Raw genomic sequence first — 16816 nt, 5'->3', positions numbered from 1 at the left:
CCAGCATTTTTATGCTGTCCGCCCCGCGGGAGTGGGATTGCAGGATCCCCATGTGGAAACTGCTTAGATGGCTTTGGCCAATTGCGCGGCGATACCGATGTAGTTGCCCGGCGTCATGGTCAGCAGCACGTCCTTGGCATCTTGCGGAATGGCCAGGCCGTTGACGAAGGTTTGCAGCGCTTCTTTCGAGATGCCCTTGCCGCGCGTCAGCTCTTTCAGCTGTTCGTACGGGTTTTCGATGCCATAGCGGCGCATCACGGTTTGTACTGGCTCGGCCAGCACTTCCCAGGTAGCGTCCAGGTCTTGCGCCAGGCGCGCGTGGTTCACTTCCAGCTTGTTCAAGCCGCGCAGGCAGCTGTCATAGGCCAGCAGGGTGTAGCCCAGGCCCACGCCGATATTGCGCAGCACGGTCGAATCGGTCAGGTCGCGCTGCATGCGCGAGACGGGCAGTTTTTCCGACAGGTGTTTCAGCACGGCGTTGGCCAGGCCCAGGTTGCCTTCCGAGTTTTCGAAGTCGATCGGGTTGACCTTGTGCGGCATGGTCGACGAACCGATTTCGCCCGCTTTCAGTTTCTGCTTGAAGTAGCCCAGCGAGACGTACGTCCAGATGTCGCGGTTCAGGTCCAGCAGGATCGTGTTGGCGCGCGCGAAGGCGTCGAACAGTTCGGCCATGTAGTCGTGCGGCTCGATCTGGATGGTGTACGGATTGAAGACCAGGCCCAGGCGCTGTTCGATGACGGCCTGCGAGAATGACGGCCAGTCGAAGCCGGGGTAGGCCGACAGGTGGGCATTGTAGTTGCCGACGGCGCCATTCATCTTGCCGAGGATTTCCACTTGCTCGATGCGTTTCACGGCGCGCTGCAAGCGGGCCACGACGTTGGCAAATTCCTTGCCCAGGGTGGTCGGGCTGGCCGTCTGGCCGTGCGTGCGCGACAGCATCGGCACGTCGGCATTGTCGTGCGCGATCTGCGTCAGCTTGGCCACCAGGCCGTTCAATGCCGGCAGCATCACGCCATCGCGCGCGGCTTTGAGCATCATGCCGTGCGAGGTGTTGTTGATGTCTTCCGAGGTGCAGGCGAAATGGATGAATTCCGACGCCGCCACCAGTTCCGGCACATCCGCCACTTGTTCCTTCAGCCAGTACTCGACCGCCTTGACGTCGTGGTTGGTGACCGCTTCGATGGCCTTGATGCGGGCCGCGTCGGCTTCCGAGAAATCGGCCGCCATCTTGTCGAGCAGGGCGCTCGCTTCTGCCGAGAAAGGCTTGATTTCAGCGAAACCGGCTTGCGACAGCGCTTGCAGCCAGGAGATTTCCACTTTCACGCGGTGGTGCATGAAACCGGCTTCGGACAGGATCGGGCGCAGCAGATCGGTCTTGCTGGCGTAGCGGCCATCGAGCGGAGACAGGGCCGACAGCGTGGAATACGGAGTAGTAGAAGTCATGAGAGCGGACGCAAGTTAAAGAAACGGTTGGCGTGTGGCGCGCGGGGAGGGCAGGGTTATTGCAATACAGCAACACTGACGGCGCCACAGTAAAGGGCGATTTTACCACCGCTGGCCGCTGGCCAGCCGTCCGTCGGCTGCGGATGGCCCCCATTTTGGCCGAATCCGGCGCCGATGCGGCGTGCCTGCCACACACTGGAGGCTGCCGGGCGCGTGCTGCCAAACACCGCTGCCGCCGATGCTATACTGCTTGTTGCTCCTTTACCTTAAAGTACCTATGAAACTGATCGGTTCCCTCGCCAGCCCGTATGTCCGCAAAGCCCGTATCGTGCTGGCGGAAAAAAAGCTCGACTATGTCTTCGAGCTGGAAAACGTGTGGGCGCCGGAAACCCGCATCGCCCAGGCCAACCCGCTGGGCAAGGTGCCTTGCCTGGTGATGGAGGATGGCAGCACGCTGATCGACTCGAAAGTCATCGTCGAATACCTCGATACGCTCACGCCCGTGTGCAAGCTGCTGCCGGCCGGCGGCAATGGCCGCGAGCGGGCCGATATCAAGAACTGGGAAGCGCTGGCCGACGGCATCCTCGACGCGGGCGTGCTGGTGCGCCTGGAGCGCACGCAGCGTCCGCCCGAACAGCAAAGCGCGGCCTGGATCGCGCGCCAGCTGGACAAAGTCACCCTGGGCCTGGCGGCGCTGGCATCGCGCCTGGGCGAAAGCGCCTATTGCGCCGGCAAGAACTACACCCTGGCCGACGTGGCCGTGGGCTGCACCCTGGGCTGGCTCAGCTTCCGCTTCCCCGAAATCGACTGGCGCGCGGATCACCCGGCGCTGGCGCGCCTGTTCGACAAACTGTCCGAGCGCCCATCGTTCAAGGACACCGCGCCGCAGTGAGCGCACGATGACCGGTTCCGAGTCGAAGGCGCAGCAACGCTTGCAGATGGCCGATATCGCGCGCCTGGCCGGCGTGTCCACGTCCACCGTGTCGCGCGCGCTGAGCGGCAGTTCGCTGGTCAATGAAGAGACGCGCGCGCGCGTCATCGCGCTGGCCCGTTCACTCAAGTATTCCATCAATATCGGCGCGCAAAACCTGCGCCTGAAACAGAACCGCACGGTGGGCGTGGTGGTGCCGTATGACGCGGCCACGCGCCAGCACCTGTCCGATCCTTTCTTTCTGAGCATGCTGGGCAGCCTGGCCGATGCGTTGACGGAGCAGGGCTTCGACATGCTCATTTCGCGCGTGGATGCGGAAACGCTCGATGCGGCCGCCCTGTCCTTCGACAGCGGCCGCGTGATCGGCATCATCCTGATCGGCCAGTGGCGCCACCATGAACAACTGAACCAGCTGGCCGCGCGCCAGGTGCCCATCGTCGTGTGGGGCGCGCAATTGCCGCAGCAGCTGTATTGCACCGTCGGCGGCGATAACGTCGCCGGTGGCAGGCTGGCCACGGAACACTTGCTGGCGGCGGGGCGCCGGCGCATCGCCTTCTTTGGCGACGCCAAGCTGCCCGAAGTGGCGCAGCGACACCAGGGCTATGCGCAGGCGCTGGCCGCGCAGGGACTGACGCCCGACCCGCAACTGTACGTGGCTGGCTCCTTCCTGCCGCAGGGCGGTGCGACGGACGTGCAGGAACTGCTGGACCGCCAGTTGCCGTTCGACGCCATCTTTGCCTGCAGCGACTTGCTGGCCATGAGCGCCATCAACGCCCTACGTGCGCGCGGCGTGGCCGTGCCGGAACAGGTGGCCGTGGTCGGCTACGACGATATCGAACTGGCCGCGTATTTCCATCCGCCGCTCACTACCGTGCGCCAGCCGATCCGCGCCGCCGGACGCGCGCTGGTGGCATCGCTGCTGGCGCTGGTCGACGGCGCGCCTGCGCCATCGCAGCAATTGCCAACCGAGCTGATCGTACGCGCCTCGGGCCGCTGAAGCGTGTTGGCAAGCGATTGCAACCGATTGCAATAATTTCAGATTTCCCCGTTTATTTTCATGCTGCATAGCAGCATGAAAAACGCTGAAATCGCCTTAATCTCCGCCTGATCTCCTCTGTATCGCCCGTAATATTCTCTTAAAAACAACAATATTTCCATGTTGCAGCGCTCTATTGCAATCGATTGCAATAAATTCTTATTCGTTGAATAATGGCGTACCGGCTCAGCCAGCGCGCCACGGCATGCGGCGGCCAGTACTCATAACAAGCGGATACCTCGATGTATCGGCATACAACACTGGAGACAAGATGAAGACACGTACTGCTCAACGCGGCTGCATGGCCGCAGCCGTCGCCCTGGCCATGCTGCAACTGGGCGCCGCCCAGGCGCAATCGGCCGCCGACACCGCCAGCGCCGCTCCTGCCGATGGCCTGAACCTGGAACGCATCGTGGTCACGGGCACCACCGGCGGCACGTCCAAAATGAAATCGAGCAATTCCGTCAGCAGCATGGAGCTCGACACCATCCTGCACAACGCGCCGACCAGCGCCGCCGAAGTCCTGCGCTCGGTGCCGGGCTTGCGCGCCGAGTCCTCGGGCGGCGAAGGCAATGCCAACATCACCGTGCGCGGCCTGCCCATTTCCGCCGGCGGCGCGCGCTATGTACAGATCCAGGAAGACGGCTTGCCCGTGCTGCAGTTCGGCGACTTCAATTTCACCACGCCCGACAGCTTCGTCAAGATCGATTCCACGCTCGATCACCTGGAAGTGGTGCGCGGCGGTTCGGCCTCCACCCTGGCCACCAATTCGCCGGGCGGCATCATTAATTTCATCAGCAAGAATGGCAAGGAGAAGGGCGGCAGCGTGGCCATCAGCCGCGGCCTGGGCTACGACCAGACGAGGGTCGATTTTGATTATGGCGCACCGATTTCGGAGCGCACGCGCTTCTTCATCGGCGGCTCCTGGCGTACGGGCGAAGGCATCCGCCACAGTGGCGTCAACAGCGAAAAGGGCGGCCAGATCCGCGGCAATGTCACGCATGAATTCGACAGCGGCTTCGTGCGCCTGTCGTTCAAGCACCTCGACGACCAGTCGCCCACGGCCTTGCCCGTGCCCGTCAGCGTGCGCAATGGCCGCATCGGGGAAATCGCCGGCATCGACCCGCGCAAGGCCAGTTTCTATTCGCCGTACTGGGTGCCCGACATGGTGCTGAACAAGGATAACCAGCGCGTGGCCACCCGCGTCAACGACGGCTTGCACGTCAAGAGCGATACCGTGGGTGTGGAAGCATCGTTCAAGCTGGGGCAGGGCTGGAGCGTGAGCGAAAACTTCCGCTATGCCGACAACTCGGGGCGCTTCATCGGCGTGTTCCCGTCGAATAACGGCAGCGACGGCAGCTATGTGTTTGCCAGCGGCCCGAACCAGGGCAAGCCCTACACGGGCCGCGCGTTTTCCGCCGTGGTGTTCAACACGTCCATCGACGACGCCAGCAATACCCTGAGCGACACCAAGCTGGCCAAGACGTTTGTGCTCGACAGCGGCAAGCTGACCACCACGGCCGGCTTGTACCTGTCGCAGCAAAAGCTGGGCCTGACCTGGAATTTCAACGAATACCTGATGCAGGCCATGGGCGACCAGCCGGCGCTGCTGCAAACGGCCAGCGGCACGCCAGGCTACATCGGCCCGGCCTTCGGCGCCTGCTGCTCGCGCGCCGTCGACATGGAATACCGCACGACGTCGCCCTACCTGAACCTGGCCTGGGAAAGCGGTGCGCTGAACCTCGACGGCGGCTTGCGGCGCGACCGCCAGCACGCCAGCGGCACGGCCAACCAGGCTACCGGCGCGCAGGTCTATCTGCCGTCGACGGTGCAGCGGGTCGACTATACCTTGGGCCACACGTCGTACTCGCTGGGCGCGAACTACAAGCTGCAAGCCAACCTGGCCGTGTTTGCCCGCGTCAGCGAAGGCGTGGCCTTCAATGCCGACCGCATCCTGTTCGGCACGCCGCTCGATGGCAGCGTGCCCGTGGCGATCAACACCGTGCGCCAGCTCGAAGGCGGCGTGAAATGGCGGCGCGGCCCCCTGAGCACCTTCGTCACCGTGTTCCAGGCCAAGACCAAGGAAAGCAATTACGAAGCGACCACCCAGCTGCGCACGGCCAACAGCTATGAAGCGAAGGGCGTGGAGCTGGAAGCGGCCTACAGCGCCGGCGACTTCCGCATCAATGGCGGCCTGACGTTCACGGATGCCGAGATCACGGGCACGGCGGCGGCCGACGTGGCGCTGATCGGCAATACGCCGCGGCGCCAAGCGCGTGTCGTGTACCAGATCGCGCCCACCTATGAGTGGGGGCAGGCTACCCTGGGCGCGAGCCTGGTCGGCACGGGAAAATCGTGGGGCGACGACGCGCACACGATCACCTTGCCCGCCTACCAGGTGCTCAACGCCTTCGTCAATTACCAGCTCACGCCGCAATTGCAGGTAGCGCTGACGGCGAACAATCTGCTCGACAAGATCGGCTATACGGAAGTCGAGGGCGATGGCCATGCGGCCCGCTCGATCACGGGGCGCGCCGTCAAGGTCAGCCTGAAATACGCATTTTAAGCAAGGATAGGATTCATGATCTCGATACGCAGCCCCCTGGCGCGCTTGCTGGCGCCGCTCCCCACGCACTTGCGCGACGATGCGGCGCGCCGCTATGCGCGCCAGGAGGCGGTCTTGCTCGACCGCCTGGGCAGCCTGTATGGCCAGCGGCCGGACTTCCTGCCCTGGCTGGGCGACCTGATGGAAAGCGTGGGGCGGCTGTACGCGGCGCGCGCCCCCGAACTGCGGCAGCAGGATGCGCAGCGCGAAACGCAGCCGGACTGGTTTGCCAGCCAGTCCATGCTCGGTTACAGCGCCTACGTGCAGCGCTTTGGCGGCAACCTGCAGGGCGTGGCGGCGCGCATTGCCCACCTGCGCGAACTGGGCGTGACGTATTTGCATCTGCTGCCGTTCTTGCGTCCGCGCGCCGGTGAAAGCGATGGCGGTTTTGCCGTCGCCAGCTTCGAGGAAGTCGATCCCGCACTGGGCAGCAACGCCGACTTGCTGGCGTTGACGGCGCAGCTGCGCGCGGCCGGCATCAGCCTGTGCTCGGACCTGATCCTCAACCACGTGGCCGACGATCATACGTGGGCGCTGGGTGCCAAGGCCGGCGATCCGCTGCTGCGCGATTTTTTCCACACCTATCCCGACCGCGTGCAGCCGGATCGCTACGAGCGCACCGTAGGCCAGGTTTTCCCGCAGGCGGCGCCCGGCAATTTCACCTTCGTGCCGGAGCTCGAACGCTGGGTCTGGACCACGTTCTATCCGTATCAATGGGATTTGAACTACGCCAATCCGGCCGTCTTCGCGGCCATGGCCGGCGCCATGCTGGGCCTGGCCAACAAGGGTATCGAGGTGTTTCGCCTCGATTCGACGGCCTTCCTGTGGAAGCGCGAAGGCAGCGATTGCATGAACCAGCCCGAAGCCCACAGCCTGCTGCAAGCGTTGCGCGCGATCGCCGCCATCGTCGCGCCGGGTGTGCTGCTCAAGGCCGAAGCCATCGTGCCCACGCCCAAGTTGCCCGCCTACTTTGGCAGCGATGCCGCGCCCGAATGCCATATCGCCTATCACAGCAGCCTGATGGCCGCCGGCTGGGGCGCGCTGGCCGAGGAAAGCACGGACTTGCTGCAGCAGGTGATCGCCGCCACGCCGCCGCTGCCGCCGGCCGCCAGCTGGCTCAGTTACGTGCGCTGCCACGACGACATCGGCTGGAACGTGCTGCTCAATGAAGCGGGCGCGAACGGGCCGGCGCGCCTGGCGCGCATCGCGCGGTTCTTTGCCGGCGCCCCCGGCAGCTATGCGCGCGGCGCCGCCTTCCAGAGCAGCAGCGCCGACAAGGCGCATGGCAGCAACGGCATGGCCGCCTCGCTGGCGGGCCTGGAAAGCGCCACCACGGTGCAGGAGCAGGAATACGCGTTGCGTCGTCTGCTGCTGCTGCATGGCCTGGCCTTGAGCTTTGGCGCCTTGCCGGTGCTGTACATGGGCGATGAACTGGGCATGACCAATGATCACAGCTACACGCAGCGCGCCGACCGGGCGATGGACAGCCGCTGGCTGCAGCGTCCCGCGTTCGACGACAGCCTGCTGGCATGGCGCCATGATGGCGTGAGCGCCAGCGGCCGGCTGTACCCGGCGCTGCGCCAGCTGATCGATGTGCGCCGGCGCTTGCCGGCCCTGGCCGCCGCCGCGCCGCGCAGCGTGCTGCCCTCCGACACGCCGGCCGTGCTGGCGCTGTTGCGCGGCGACGCGTTTCTCAGCTTGAGCAACTTCAGCGGCGCCAGCCAGCGCTACACTTTGCCTGCGGGTGAATGGCGCAACAGCCTCGATGGCAGCGTGCTGTCCGGCACGGTGGGCTTGCAGCCCTGGCACATGCTGTGGCTGGAGCGGGAGCAAGAGCAAAAACGGGAAGCAGCATGAGCGAAGCCACCGCGCACCGTCCGCATCTGTCGTTCTGGCAGATCGTCAACATGAATGTCGGCTTTTTCGGCATCCAGTTCAGCTTTGGGCTGCAGCAAAGCAGCATGAGCCCCATCTACAAATACCTGGGCGCCGACGAGGCGAGCCTGCCCTACCTGTGGCTGGCCGGTCCCATGACGGGCCTGCTCGTGCAACCCTTGATCGGCGCCATGAGCGACCGCACGGTGACGCGCTGGGGCCGCCGCACGCCGTACTTCCTGATCGGCGCCATCCTGTGCAGCCTGGGCCTGCTGGCCATGCCGTTCAGTCCCACCCTGTGGATGGCGGCCAGCCTGCTGTGGATACTCGACGCGGCCAACAACGTGACGATGGAGCCGTACCGCGCCTTTGTCAGCGACAAGCTCGACAAGAAACAGCACTCGCTGGGTTTTCTCACGCAAAGCGCGTTTACGGGGTTGGGGCAGACGCTGGCCTATCTGACGCCGTCGCTGCTGGTCATGCTGGGCATGAACAAGGATGCCGTCAATGGCAGTCATATCCCGCACATCGTCATCGCCGCCTTCCTGATCGGCGCCGTGTTCTCGCTCGCCTCGGTGCTGTGGACCCTGAAGACGACGCCGGAAAACCCGCTCACGGCGGCCGAACTGGCGGCCATCCGCAGCCGTCCGCCGGGCTGGCGCCACACGCTGGCCGATATCGGCGCGGCCCTGCGCGACATGCCGGCGACCATGAAGCAGCTGGCCCTCGTCAACCTGTTCCAGTGGTACGCCCTGTTCTGCTACTGGCAATACATCGCGCTGTCGCTGGCGGCAACCCTGTTTCACACGACGGACCCCGCGTCGCAAGGCTTTCGCGACGCGGGCCTGCTGAACGGGCAGGTGGGCGCCTTCTACAATTTCGTCGCCTTTGTCGCCGCCTTTGCACTGGTGCCGTTCACGCGCCGCTTCGGCCCCAAGCGCATGCACAGCCTGTGCCTGTGCGCGGCCGGCGTGGGCATGCTGAGCATCCCGCTGATCCACAGCCCGGCGCTGCTGTTGCTGCCCATGCTGGGCGTGGGCCTGGCCTGGGCCAGCATCATGGGCAATCCCTACATCATGCTGGCCGGCTGCATTCCGCCCGAGCGCACGGGCGTCTACATGGGCATTTTTAACATGTTCATCGTCATCCCGATGATCATCCAGATCTTCACCTTGCCCCTGTATTACCGCAGCTGGCTGGGCGGCAATCCGGAGAACGTCATCCGCCTGGCCGGCGCCCTGCTGCTGTGCGCGGCGGTGGCCGTGCTGTTCGTCAAGCTGCGCCCGCCGCAGACCGGCAAGGCTTGACGGCAGGCGTAAAAAAACCGGCAAGCCTGCCGGTTTTTTGTTGGGTGCTGCAGATTATTCTTCCACGGCCATTTGACTTTGCAGGTAGTTCTGGATGCCGACTTTGGCGATCAGGTCGATCTGCGTTTCGAGCCAGTCGATATGCTCTTCCGTGTCTTCCAGGATCATCAGGAACAGGTCGCGCGAGACGTAGTCGCCCGCTTTTTCGCTGATGGCGATGCCTTCCTTGACGGTGGCGTGCGCGGCGCGTTCCAGCTTCAAGTCGCATTCCAGCATTTCCGGCGTGTTCTCGCCGATCAGCAGCTTGTGCAGTGCTTGCAGGTTCGGCAGGCCGTCGAGCATCAGGATGCGGTCGATCAGCTTGTCGGCGTGTTTCATTTCGCCGATCGATTCTTCGTATTCCTTCTTGCCCAGCTTTTCCAGGCCCCAGTGCTTGTACATGCGCGCATGCAGGAAGTACTGGTTGATGGCCGACAGTTCGTTGGTGAGCTGTGCGTTGAGCATGCGGATGACTTCTTTATCGCCCTTCATGGGATTTCCTTTGTTCTGTGTCGCGTTCGATGATGAAACCGCAGGCTGCTGGCGTTCACTGCCGGGTGGCGTTGGCTGCCTGGTGGCGCGCAGGTTGCCGGTTTCGCTATGCCCGCATGATAGCGCAAAATGCCGGCGATTTCCGGTGCTAAACGGCTTTTTTCCGTCTTTTTAACGTAAATATCGTGCGAATAAAACCCATTCTCAAGTGGATTGCCCACTTGCGCCGTTTTTTATTTGTTAAGGAAAATGAAGGCCATTCTCATTCGCGTTTCCGGCGCTGTTTTGCCGCCGCTGGCACGCGTGCATGGCCGCGCTGAAAAGGCCGGAAATGTTTGGTCGTTCTTGCTTTTGTATCTTCTTGGCCGCTGCCCGCGATGCGATAATCGGGCAGCGATATTTACTGAAAAAAGGATAGCAAGATGATGCTGCATATACCCGGCGTGCTGACGCCGGAACAGGTGACGCAGTTTCGCCAGCGCCTGGCGCAGACGGACTGGGTCGACGGACGCGCCAGCGTCGGGGCGCAAGGCGCGCAAGTCAAGCGCAACCGCCAGCTGGCCGAAGGTTCGCCGCTGGCGCTGGAGCTGGGCGAAATCGTCAGCCGCGCGCTGATGGCCAATCCGCTGTTCTTTGCCGCCGTGCTGCCGCTGCGCATCCTGCCGCCATTCTTCAACAGCTATGCGGGCGGCGAGCACTATGGCCTGCACATCGACGGCGCCATCCGCACGCCGAAAAACGGCATGCAGTCGATGCGCGCCGACGTCTCGTCGACCGTCTTCCTCAGCGAGCCGGACGAATACGAAGGCGGCGAGCTGGTGGTGGTGGACTCCTACGGCACGCATGAAGTGAAACTGCCGGCCGGCGACGTGATCGTGTATCCGTCGAGCAGCGTGCATCAGGTGCTGCCCGTCACCAGCGGCGAGCGTATCTGCTCCTTCCTGTGGACGCAAAGCATGGTGCGCGAGGACTGGAAACGCAGCATGCTGTTCGAGCTCGATCAGAACATCCAGAGCGTGCGCGCGGCGCATGGCGATTCACCGGCGACGGTGGGGCTGACGGGGCATTATCACAACCTTCTCAGAATGTGGGCGGAGATGTAAGGCTGGGGTCAGACCCCCGGCGACGTTGGCGCTGAACTGGGCGTTGGCGGTGTTGAGGGTCTGATCCCATAGCAGGCAAAAAAAAGTCTGCCTGGCCCGGGGATGTAGGCTGGCAGACTGAAACAAGCAAATCGCTTGACTAAAACGGGCGCAAAAAAGCAAGCAGGGCACATGGTGCGGTGCTTGCGGGCTGGCAGCGGCGAAAGTGCCGCCGGAAGGCTAGCTCAGTTGGAAGGTCAGCGGTACTAAAACGTACACGGGGACAGGCTTGCCGTTTTCGATCATCGGCTTGAACAGCGCGCGCTGCGCGGCTTGGCGGCCCGCTTCATCGAGGTTGGTGTAGCCGGTCGATTTCTGAATCAGGATTTGCTCGGGCAAACCCTTTTCATTGATCAGGATGCGCAACACGACGGTGCCGCTTTCGCCCAGGCGGCGCGACAGATTCGGGTAGATCAGTTGCGGCGCCTTGATGTATTCGACGCTGCTGACGGTGCGCGGCGTCGACGGTGCCGGTGGCGTCGGCGACGGTGCTGCTGGCGCCGTTGGCGCGGCGGTGGCGACAGGCGCCGCTTCGGCGCGCGTCGGCTGCGGCGGCGTGATCGTCGGTTCGCTCGGCGCGACGGCGATCATCGGCAGCGGCGGGATCACGGCGCGCGGCACGGGCGCGCTCAGTTCCACGGTTTTCGGTACGGACGGTGCCGGCGGTTTCGGCGGCGCCGGCGGGGCGATGATGCTGATGGTTGTGATGGTCGGCATGGCCGCCGTGACGACGCGGCTCAGCAGGCCGCTCTGGATGGCGTAAAAGCCGGCGATATGCAGGACGACGATGGCCATCAGCGGCGCGAATTTGCTGCGCTTCTTGTCGAAGTCGGCAAATTGCTGCACGGCCTGCACCGTTACGGGCGGGGGCATCATCGTCATGGCATTCATCGCTTTCTTTAGTTTGTCAGTACAGCTCGCATCAATACGGTTTCTTGCAGCGCCACGGTGGCGTTCAGGTGATCGTTCAGCACTTCCCGTGCGCAGGTGTGGCATTTGCCGCAGCAGGTGGCCACGCCCAGGTCGCGGCGCAGTTCGGCCATGCTGGACAGGCCAAGATCGACGGCTTGACGGATTTCACGATCAGATATGTTGTTGCAGACACATACAATCATTGATACACCTTCTGGCTGGAGGATGAACAGACACTAGTGCTTGGAAGCATTGTTGCTAGTGTTTTAATGAGAATCATTATCATTACGTTTCATTGTCGCGCAAAGTGCGGGACAATGCAAGCGATTTTGATCAAGTGTGCGGCAGTTGGCGGCATGGCGCGGCGCCTCGATATGCCGTTTTTTCGGATCGCGCAGCCCTTGACGGGGGCGGCTCTCCGGGCTAAATAAAAACTATTCGCATTCATGTTTATAATGCTGGTATTGTCTCGGACGGTCACCGTCCGGACAGTTTGAAAGGCCGCTTGTCGGTAATGCGCAACAGTTGCGTTTTACCTCACAACATCCAGGTCAAAGGCGATGCGCCACGCGCAGCAGTCTGTCCCCGGTGTTCTTAATTTGAACGGAATTTGCTCATGACTCTAGTTCCACCCATGATGACGCTCGACGCGCTGGCAGTCGGCCAGAGCGGCACGGTGTTGCATATCACGCCCCACGCGGCAGGACAGACGGAGGACGGCGTTGACCTCGTCCGCCGATTGATGGAGCTGGGATTCGTTCCCGGCGAACGCATCCGCATGCTCAAGCGCGGCATTCCCGGCGGCGATCCGCTGGCCGTCAAGGTGGGCAATGCCACCTTCGCGCTGCGCCGCTTCGAAGCGGCGCTGATTACGATTCAACCGCTGCTTCAACCGGAATGACCATGGGTGCTGTCGAAACAATCGTCGATGCGGGCGTGCACAAGCCGCCGCATCAGCCACAAATTGCCTTGCTGGGCAATCCGAACTGCGGCAAGACCGCCCTGTTCAACCGTTTGACGGGCGCGCGCCAGAAAGTGGCGAACTACGCTGGCGTGACCATCGAGCGCAAGGAAGGCCATTTCACGTCGCCCGCCGGCAAGCCCGTGCGCGTGCTCGACCTGCCGGGCGCCTACAGCCTGTCGGCCACCACGCCCGATGAAGCCATCACGCGCGACGTGGTGGGCGGGCTGCGCAAGGGCGACCCGCGCCCGGACGCCATCATCTGCGTCGTCGACGCCACCAATTTGCGCCTGAACCTGCGCCTGGTGCTGGAAGTCAAGCGCCTGGGCCTGCCCATGCTGCTGGCGCTGAACATGACGGACGTGGCGCGCAAGCGCGGCATGCTGATCGACACGGCCAGGCTGTCGGCCGAACTGGGCATGCCCGTGGTGGAAACCATCGCGGTGCAGCACGATGGCGAAAAAGCCCTGCTTGACGCCATCGACGCCATGCTGCCGCTGCCGGTGGTGGAAGCGAAACCGCTGGCGGCCATCGACGCCGTCAGCGTCGAAGAAACGCAGCGCGAAGTGCGCCGCATCCTGGCCGCCGTCAGCAACGACACGCGCGACAGCGGCAACCTGACGGAAAAGATCGACGACGTGGTGCTGCATCCCGTCTTCGGCCCCATCATCCTGGCCGTGCTGATGTTCCTGATTTTCCAGGCCGTGTTTGCCTGGGCCGCCACGCCGATGGAAATGATCACCGATGGCGTGGGCCACCTGGGCGCCGTGCTGACGGCGAACATGCCCGACGGTCACCTGAAAAGCTTGCTGGTGGAAGGCATCATCGGCGGGGTCGGCAGCGTGCTGGTCTTCCTGCCGCAGATCCTGATCCTGTTTTTCTTCATTCTGAGCCTGGAAGACTGCGGCTACCTGCCGCGCGCGGCCTTTTTGCTGGACCGCCTGATGGGCGGCGTGGGCCTGTCGGGTCGTGCCTTCATTCCGCTGCTGTCGAGCTTTGCCTGCGCCATTCCCGGCGTGATGGCGGCGCGCACCATCCAGAATCCGCGCGACCGCCTCGTCACCATCATGATCGCGCCGCTGATGACGTGTTCGGCGCGCCTGCCCGTGTATGCGCTGATCATCGCCGCCTTCATCCCCGAACGCCAGGTGTGGGGCTACCTGAGCCTGCAAGGCCTGGTGCTGTTCGTCCTGTACTTTGCCGGCATCATCTCGGCCATGGCCGTGGCCTGGGTCATGAAGCGCAGCATGGGCGTGCGCGGCAACCAGCCGCTGCTGCTGGAACTGCCTGCCTATCACTGGCCGCACCTGCGCAACCTGGCCGTCAGCCTGTGGGAGCGCGCGAAGATCTTCCTCACGCGCGTCGGTACCATCATCCTGAGCCTGATGATCATCCTGTGGTTCCTCAGCACCTTCCCCGGCCCGCCGGACAACGCGATCCATCCGCCGATTTATTACAGCCTGGCCGGCATCCTGGGCCGCGGCCTGGAAGTGATCTTCGCGCCGATCGGTTTCAACTGGCAGATCTGCATCGCGCTGGTGCCGGGCATGGCGGCGCGCGAAGTGGCCGTCGGCGCCCTGGGCACCGTGTACGCGCTGTCGCAAACGGGCGATGCGCTCGCTTCCACCCTGGAGCCGCTGATCGCCCATTCGTGGTCGATGGCCACGGCGCTGTCCCTGCTGGCCTGGTATGTGTTCGCGCCGCAGTGCCTGTCGACCCTCTCCGTCGTGAAACGCGAGACGGGCGGCTGGCGCTATCCGTTGCTGATGGCCGGCTACATGTTCGCCCTGGCGTATGCCGCCTCGTTCATCACATACCGCGTCGCCCTGATGCTGGGCGCTTAGGAGAAAATCATGTGGCAAACCCTCATCGTCGCCCTGATCGTCGCAGCCGCGCTGCTGCATTTTTCGACCAAGTACCTGCCGGCCGGCCTGCGCCGCGCCATCGTGCGTGGCCTCGTGCGCTGCGGCCTCGATGAGGCGAAGATGTCGACCTTCTTCAAGGTGGCGCCCGGTTGCGGCAGCGGCTGCGGTTCCTGCGGCTCCTGCGACAGCCCGCCGCCCCCGTCCGCCACGCCGCCGGCCGACGGCAGCAGCAAGCGCGTGATCCTGATGCAGGTGCAGCGCTGATTTCAGTGTAGTCACGGGCGCGCCCGTGGGCTACACTGGGCTTTCCGCATGGCAAGGAGTGGCAATGGCGATACTGTTGATCTTCATGTTTCTGTTTGCGGTCGCCACCTGGCTGCTGGCCAGCCGGCGCGGCCGCCACGGGGGACTCTGGTTCGGCATCGGCCTGTTCCTCGGACCGTTTGCCTTGCTGGCGGTGGCGGCGTTGCCGCCCGTTGCACCAAGCTGAATGAAAAAAACCCGCGCATGCGGGTTTTTTTACGTCTGTAGCGCTGCGCTTACGCTTTGCCGGCCAGCTTGTCGACCACCGGCACCAGCGCGGCCGGGCGGCAGCCGAAGGCGGCCAGGCGGCCTTGCGCGTCGGGCGCCAGATCCAGGTCGTAGGGCAGACGGCCCGCCACCAGCCACAGTTTATCCTGTGGCAGGGCGTCCACCAGGCGGCGCTGGCCGTCGACGAACATGGCGTTATACGTTTGCAGCACGATCTGCCGCGCGCCTTGCGCAAAGGCGATGGCCTCGTTGACTTCGTCGTCCAGCGCCTCGGCCGACAAGGCGTACTCGCGCACGTCCAGGCCCGCTTCGAGCAGCGCCGGCAGCATCGAACTGCGCGCTTCCTTGTTGCGGCCCAGCGCCACTTCGTCGATTTCGCTGCGCGAGCGCACTTCCACCGTCAGCAGGACCACGGGCAGGCTGGCGTCGAGCGGGCGGTAGTCTCCCTGCACGCGCAAGGCCGCTTTTTGCAGCAGCTGCGACAGGGCCATGGCGGCCGGCTGCATCAGTGCCGGCGGATTGACCGGGCGCTCGCGCCAGTCGCGCACGGCGCGGTTGCGTTTGAGTTCAGCCACGCGCGCACAAGCCGCGTCGATGCGCGAGACCGCAATGTCGCCGCGCTCCACGGCGGCAATGACGGCGTCGATGGCGGCCGTCTGCTGCGCTTCGCGGTGCGAGATGAGGACGATGTCGGCGCCCGCCTGCAAGGTGGCGATGGCGCCCTGGGCGATGCCGACGCCGTCGGCAATGGCCGCCATTTCCAGGCAATCGGTAATGACGACGCCCTGGTATTTCAACTCGCCGCGCAGCAGGTCCGTCAGCACGCCTTTCGACAGGGTGGCCGGCACACTGGTATCGGCCTCGAAGGCGGGGAAAACCACATGCGCCGTCATGATGGCATCCACGCCGCCGGCAATGGCCGCGCGAAACGGCGCCAGTTCCACGGCGCGCAGACGTTCCTTGTCGTGCGGGACCAGGGCCATGGCGTAATGCGTGTCGGTGGCCGTGTCGCCGTGGCCGGGGAAGTGCTTGGCGGTGACGGCCACGCCGCTGGCGCGCTGGCCGCGCATGGCCGCCATGCCGTAGTCGATGACGGTGGCGGCATCCTCGCCATACGCGCGCACGCCGATGACGGGATTGTTGCGGTTGTTGTTTACGTCCAGCACGGGCGCGAGCAGCATATTGATGCCCACCTGGCGCATTTCATCGCCGCTGATCTGGTTCATGCGCTCGCAGTCGTCGATGGAGCCGGCCGCCTGGAAGGCCATCGCTGCGGGAATCGGGGTGACCCCCTGTTCGATGCGCATCACCATGCCGCCTTCCTGGTCGATGGAGATCAGCAGTGGAATGTCGGATACTTCCGCATTGATTTCCTGCAGTTCGCGGCACAGCGCCGACACTTGCGCGGGCGTGTGCACGTTGCGGCGGAACAGGATCACGCCGCCCACCTTCTTTTCGCGTATCAAGGTCTTGATATGCTCGTCCGCCTGCAGGGCATCGAAGCCCACCATGAATAGCTGTCCTACTTTTTCGCGCAAACCCTGCTCCATGCTGCAACTCCTCCGGTATTCATTCTGATGACGACAAGTCCGTATTCTGGCCCCTGGTGACGCGTCTGGACAATCACCGGAAAAGCTGCCTTGGTTTTATACTTATTTTGGTATTGTATTGGATTCA

15 protein-coding genes are annotated in these 16816 nt (G+C 63.8%); 10 read left to right on the top strand and 5 right to left on the bottom strand.

All coding sequences use genetic code 11. The annotated features are described in order from the left end of the window. Positions 1–63: 63 nt before the first annotated feature. Positions 64–1443, bottom strand: coding sequence for an adenylosuccinate lyase (gene purB / locus ASN89_RS01660; RefSeq protein WP_058048046.1), 1380 nt, complete (start codon positions 1441–1443; stop codon positions 64–66). 277 nt (positions 1444–1720) lie between these two features. Here purB and ASN89_RS01655 point away from each other — a divergent pair, with 277 nt between their 5' ends. The 5 genes from ASN89_RS01655 (at position 1721) to ASN89_RS01635 (ending at position 9197) form a co-directional block, all read left to right on the top strand. Next, positions 1721–2335 (top strand): glutathione S-transferase N-terminal domain-containing protein, encoded by a 615-nt coding sequence (locus ASN89_RS01655; protein WP_058048045.1) that lies wholly within the window; start codon positions 1721–1723, stop codon positions 2333–2335. A gap of 7 nt (positions 2336–2342) precedes the next feature. Beyond that, complete coding sequence (locus ASN89_RS01650) at positions 2343–3371, top strand: LacI family DNA-binding transcriptional regulator (RefSeq protein WP_058048044.1); 1029 nt, start codon at positions 2343–2345, stop codon at positions 3369–3371. Positions 3372–3681: 310 nt separating this feature from the next. After that, complete coding sequence (locus ASN89_RS01645; RefSeq protein WP_058048043.1) at positions 3682–5976, top strand: TonB-dependent receptor; 2295 nt, start codon at positions 3682–3684, stop codon at positions 5974–5976. 15 nt (positions 5977–5991) lie between these two features. Continuing rightward, positions 5992–7872 carry an alpha-amylase family glycosyl hydrolase gene (locus ASN89_RS01640; RefSeq protein ID WP_058048042.1) on the top strand — a complete coding sequence of 627 codons (1881 nt, stop codon included), beginning with the start codon at positions 5992–5994 and terminating at the stop codon, positions 7870–7872. Continuing rightward, positions 7869–9197 carry an MFS transporter gene (locus ASN89_RS01635; protein WP_058048041.1) on the top strand — a complete coding sequence of 443 codons (1329 nt, stop codon included), beginning with the start codon at positions 7869–7871 and terminating at the stop codon, positions 9195–9197. The genes ASN89_RS01640 and ASN89_RS01635 overlap by 4 nt, the downstream gene beginning before the upstream one ends. A gap of 54 nt (positions 9198–9251) precedes the next feature. Here ASN89_RS01635 and bfr read toward each other — a convergent pair whose 3' ends face one another. Next, positions 9252–9728 (bottom strand): bacterioferritin, encoded by a 477-nt coding sequence (gene bfr, locus ASN89_RS01630; RefSeq protein ID WP_010401839.1) that lies wholly within the window; start codon positions 9726–9728, stop codon positions 9252–9254. 422 nt (positions 9729–10150) lie between these two features. Here bfr and ASN89_RS01625 point away from each other — a divergent pair, with 422 nt between their 5' ends. Further along, on the top strand, positions 10151–10831 hold the full coding sequence (locus tag ASN89_RS01625; RefSeq protein WP_058048040.1) for a Fe2+-dependent dioxygenase: 681 nt from the start codon (positions 10151–10153) through the stop codon (positions 10829–10831). Positions 10832–11050: 219 nt separating this feature from the next. On the opposite strand, the gene ASN89_RS01620 is transcribed toward ASN89_RS01625, so the two are convergent. Together ASN89_RS01620 and ASN89_RS01615 are read right to left on the bottom strand one after the other, a co-directional pair. Then, on the bottom strand, positions 11051–11752 hold the full coding sequence (locus ASN89_RS01620) for an energy transducer TonB (RefSeq protein ID WP_058048054.1): 702 nt from the start codon (positions 11750–11752) through the stop codon (positions 11051–11053). Between the two features lie 17 nt (positions 11753–11769). Beyond that, positions 11770–11985, bottom strand: a complete 216-nt coding sequence (locus ASN89_RS01615; RefSeq protein ID WP_034745611.1) for a bacterioferritin-associated ferredoxin — start codon at positions 11983–11985, stop codon at positions 11770–11772. 413 nt (positions 11986–12398) lie between these two features. On the opposite strand from ASN89_RS01615, the gene ASN89_RS01610 reads away from it, so the two are divergent. The 4 genes from ASN89_RS01610 (at position 12399) to ASN89_RS28890 (ending at position 15098) form a co-directional block, all read left to right on the top strand. Continuing rightward, positions 12399–12683, top strand: coding sequence for a FeoA family protein (locus ASN89_RS01610; protein WP_046684504.1), 285 nt, complete (start codon positions 12399–12401; stop codon positions 12681–12683). A 2-nt stretch (positions 12684–12685) separates the two neighbouring features. Further along, positions 12686–14587 (top strand): ferrous iron transporter B, encoded by a 1902-nt coding sequence (feoB, locus tag ASN89_RS01605; protein ID WP_058048039.1) that lies wholly within the window; start codon positions 12686–12688, stop codon positions 14585–14587. Between the two features lie 9 nt (positions 14588–14596). Continuing rightward, positions 14597–14872 carry a hypothetical protein gene (locus ASN89_RS01600; protein ID WP_046684503.1) on the top strand — a complete coding sequence of 92 codons (276 nt, stop codon included), beginning with the start codon at positions 14597–14599 and terminating at the stop codon, positions 14870–14872. A gap of 64 nt (positions 14873–14936) precedes the next feature. Next, positions 14937–15098, top strand: coding sequence for a hypothetical protein (locus ASN89_RS28890; RefSeq protein WP_157814699.1), 162 nt, complete (start codon positions 14937–14939; stop codon positions 15096–15098). A 49-nt stretch (positions 15099–15147) separates the two neighbouring features. On the opposite strand, the gene nagZ is transcribed toward ASN89_RS28890, so the two are convergent. Beyond that, positions 15148–16689 carry a beta-N-acetylhexosaminidase gene (gene nagZ / locus ASN89_RS01595; RefSeq protein ID WP_058048038.1) on the bottom strand — a complete coding sequence of 514 codons (1542 nt, stop codon included), beginning with the start codon at positions 16687–16689 and terminating at the stop codon, positions 15148–15150. Between the last annotated feature and the right edge of the window lie 127 nt (positions 16690–16816).

The organism is Janthinobacterium sp. Ant5-2-1, assembly GCF_001445815.1.
Classification (GTDB): domain Bacteria; phylum Pseudomonadota; class Gammaproteobacteria; order Burkholderiales; family Burkholderiaceae_D; genus Janthinobacterium; species Janthinobacterium lividum_E.
Note: the sequence above shows the minus strand (reverse complement) of the source record. Positions and strands in the feature narration are given on the sequence as shown.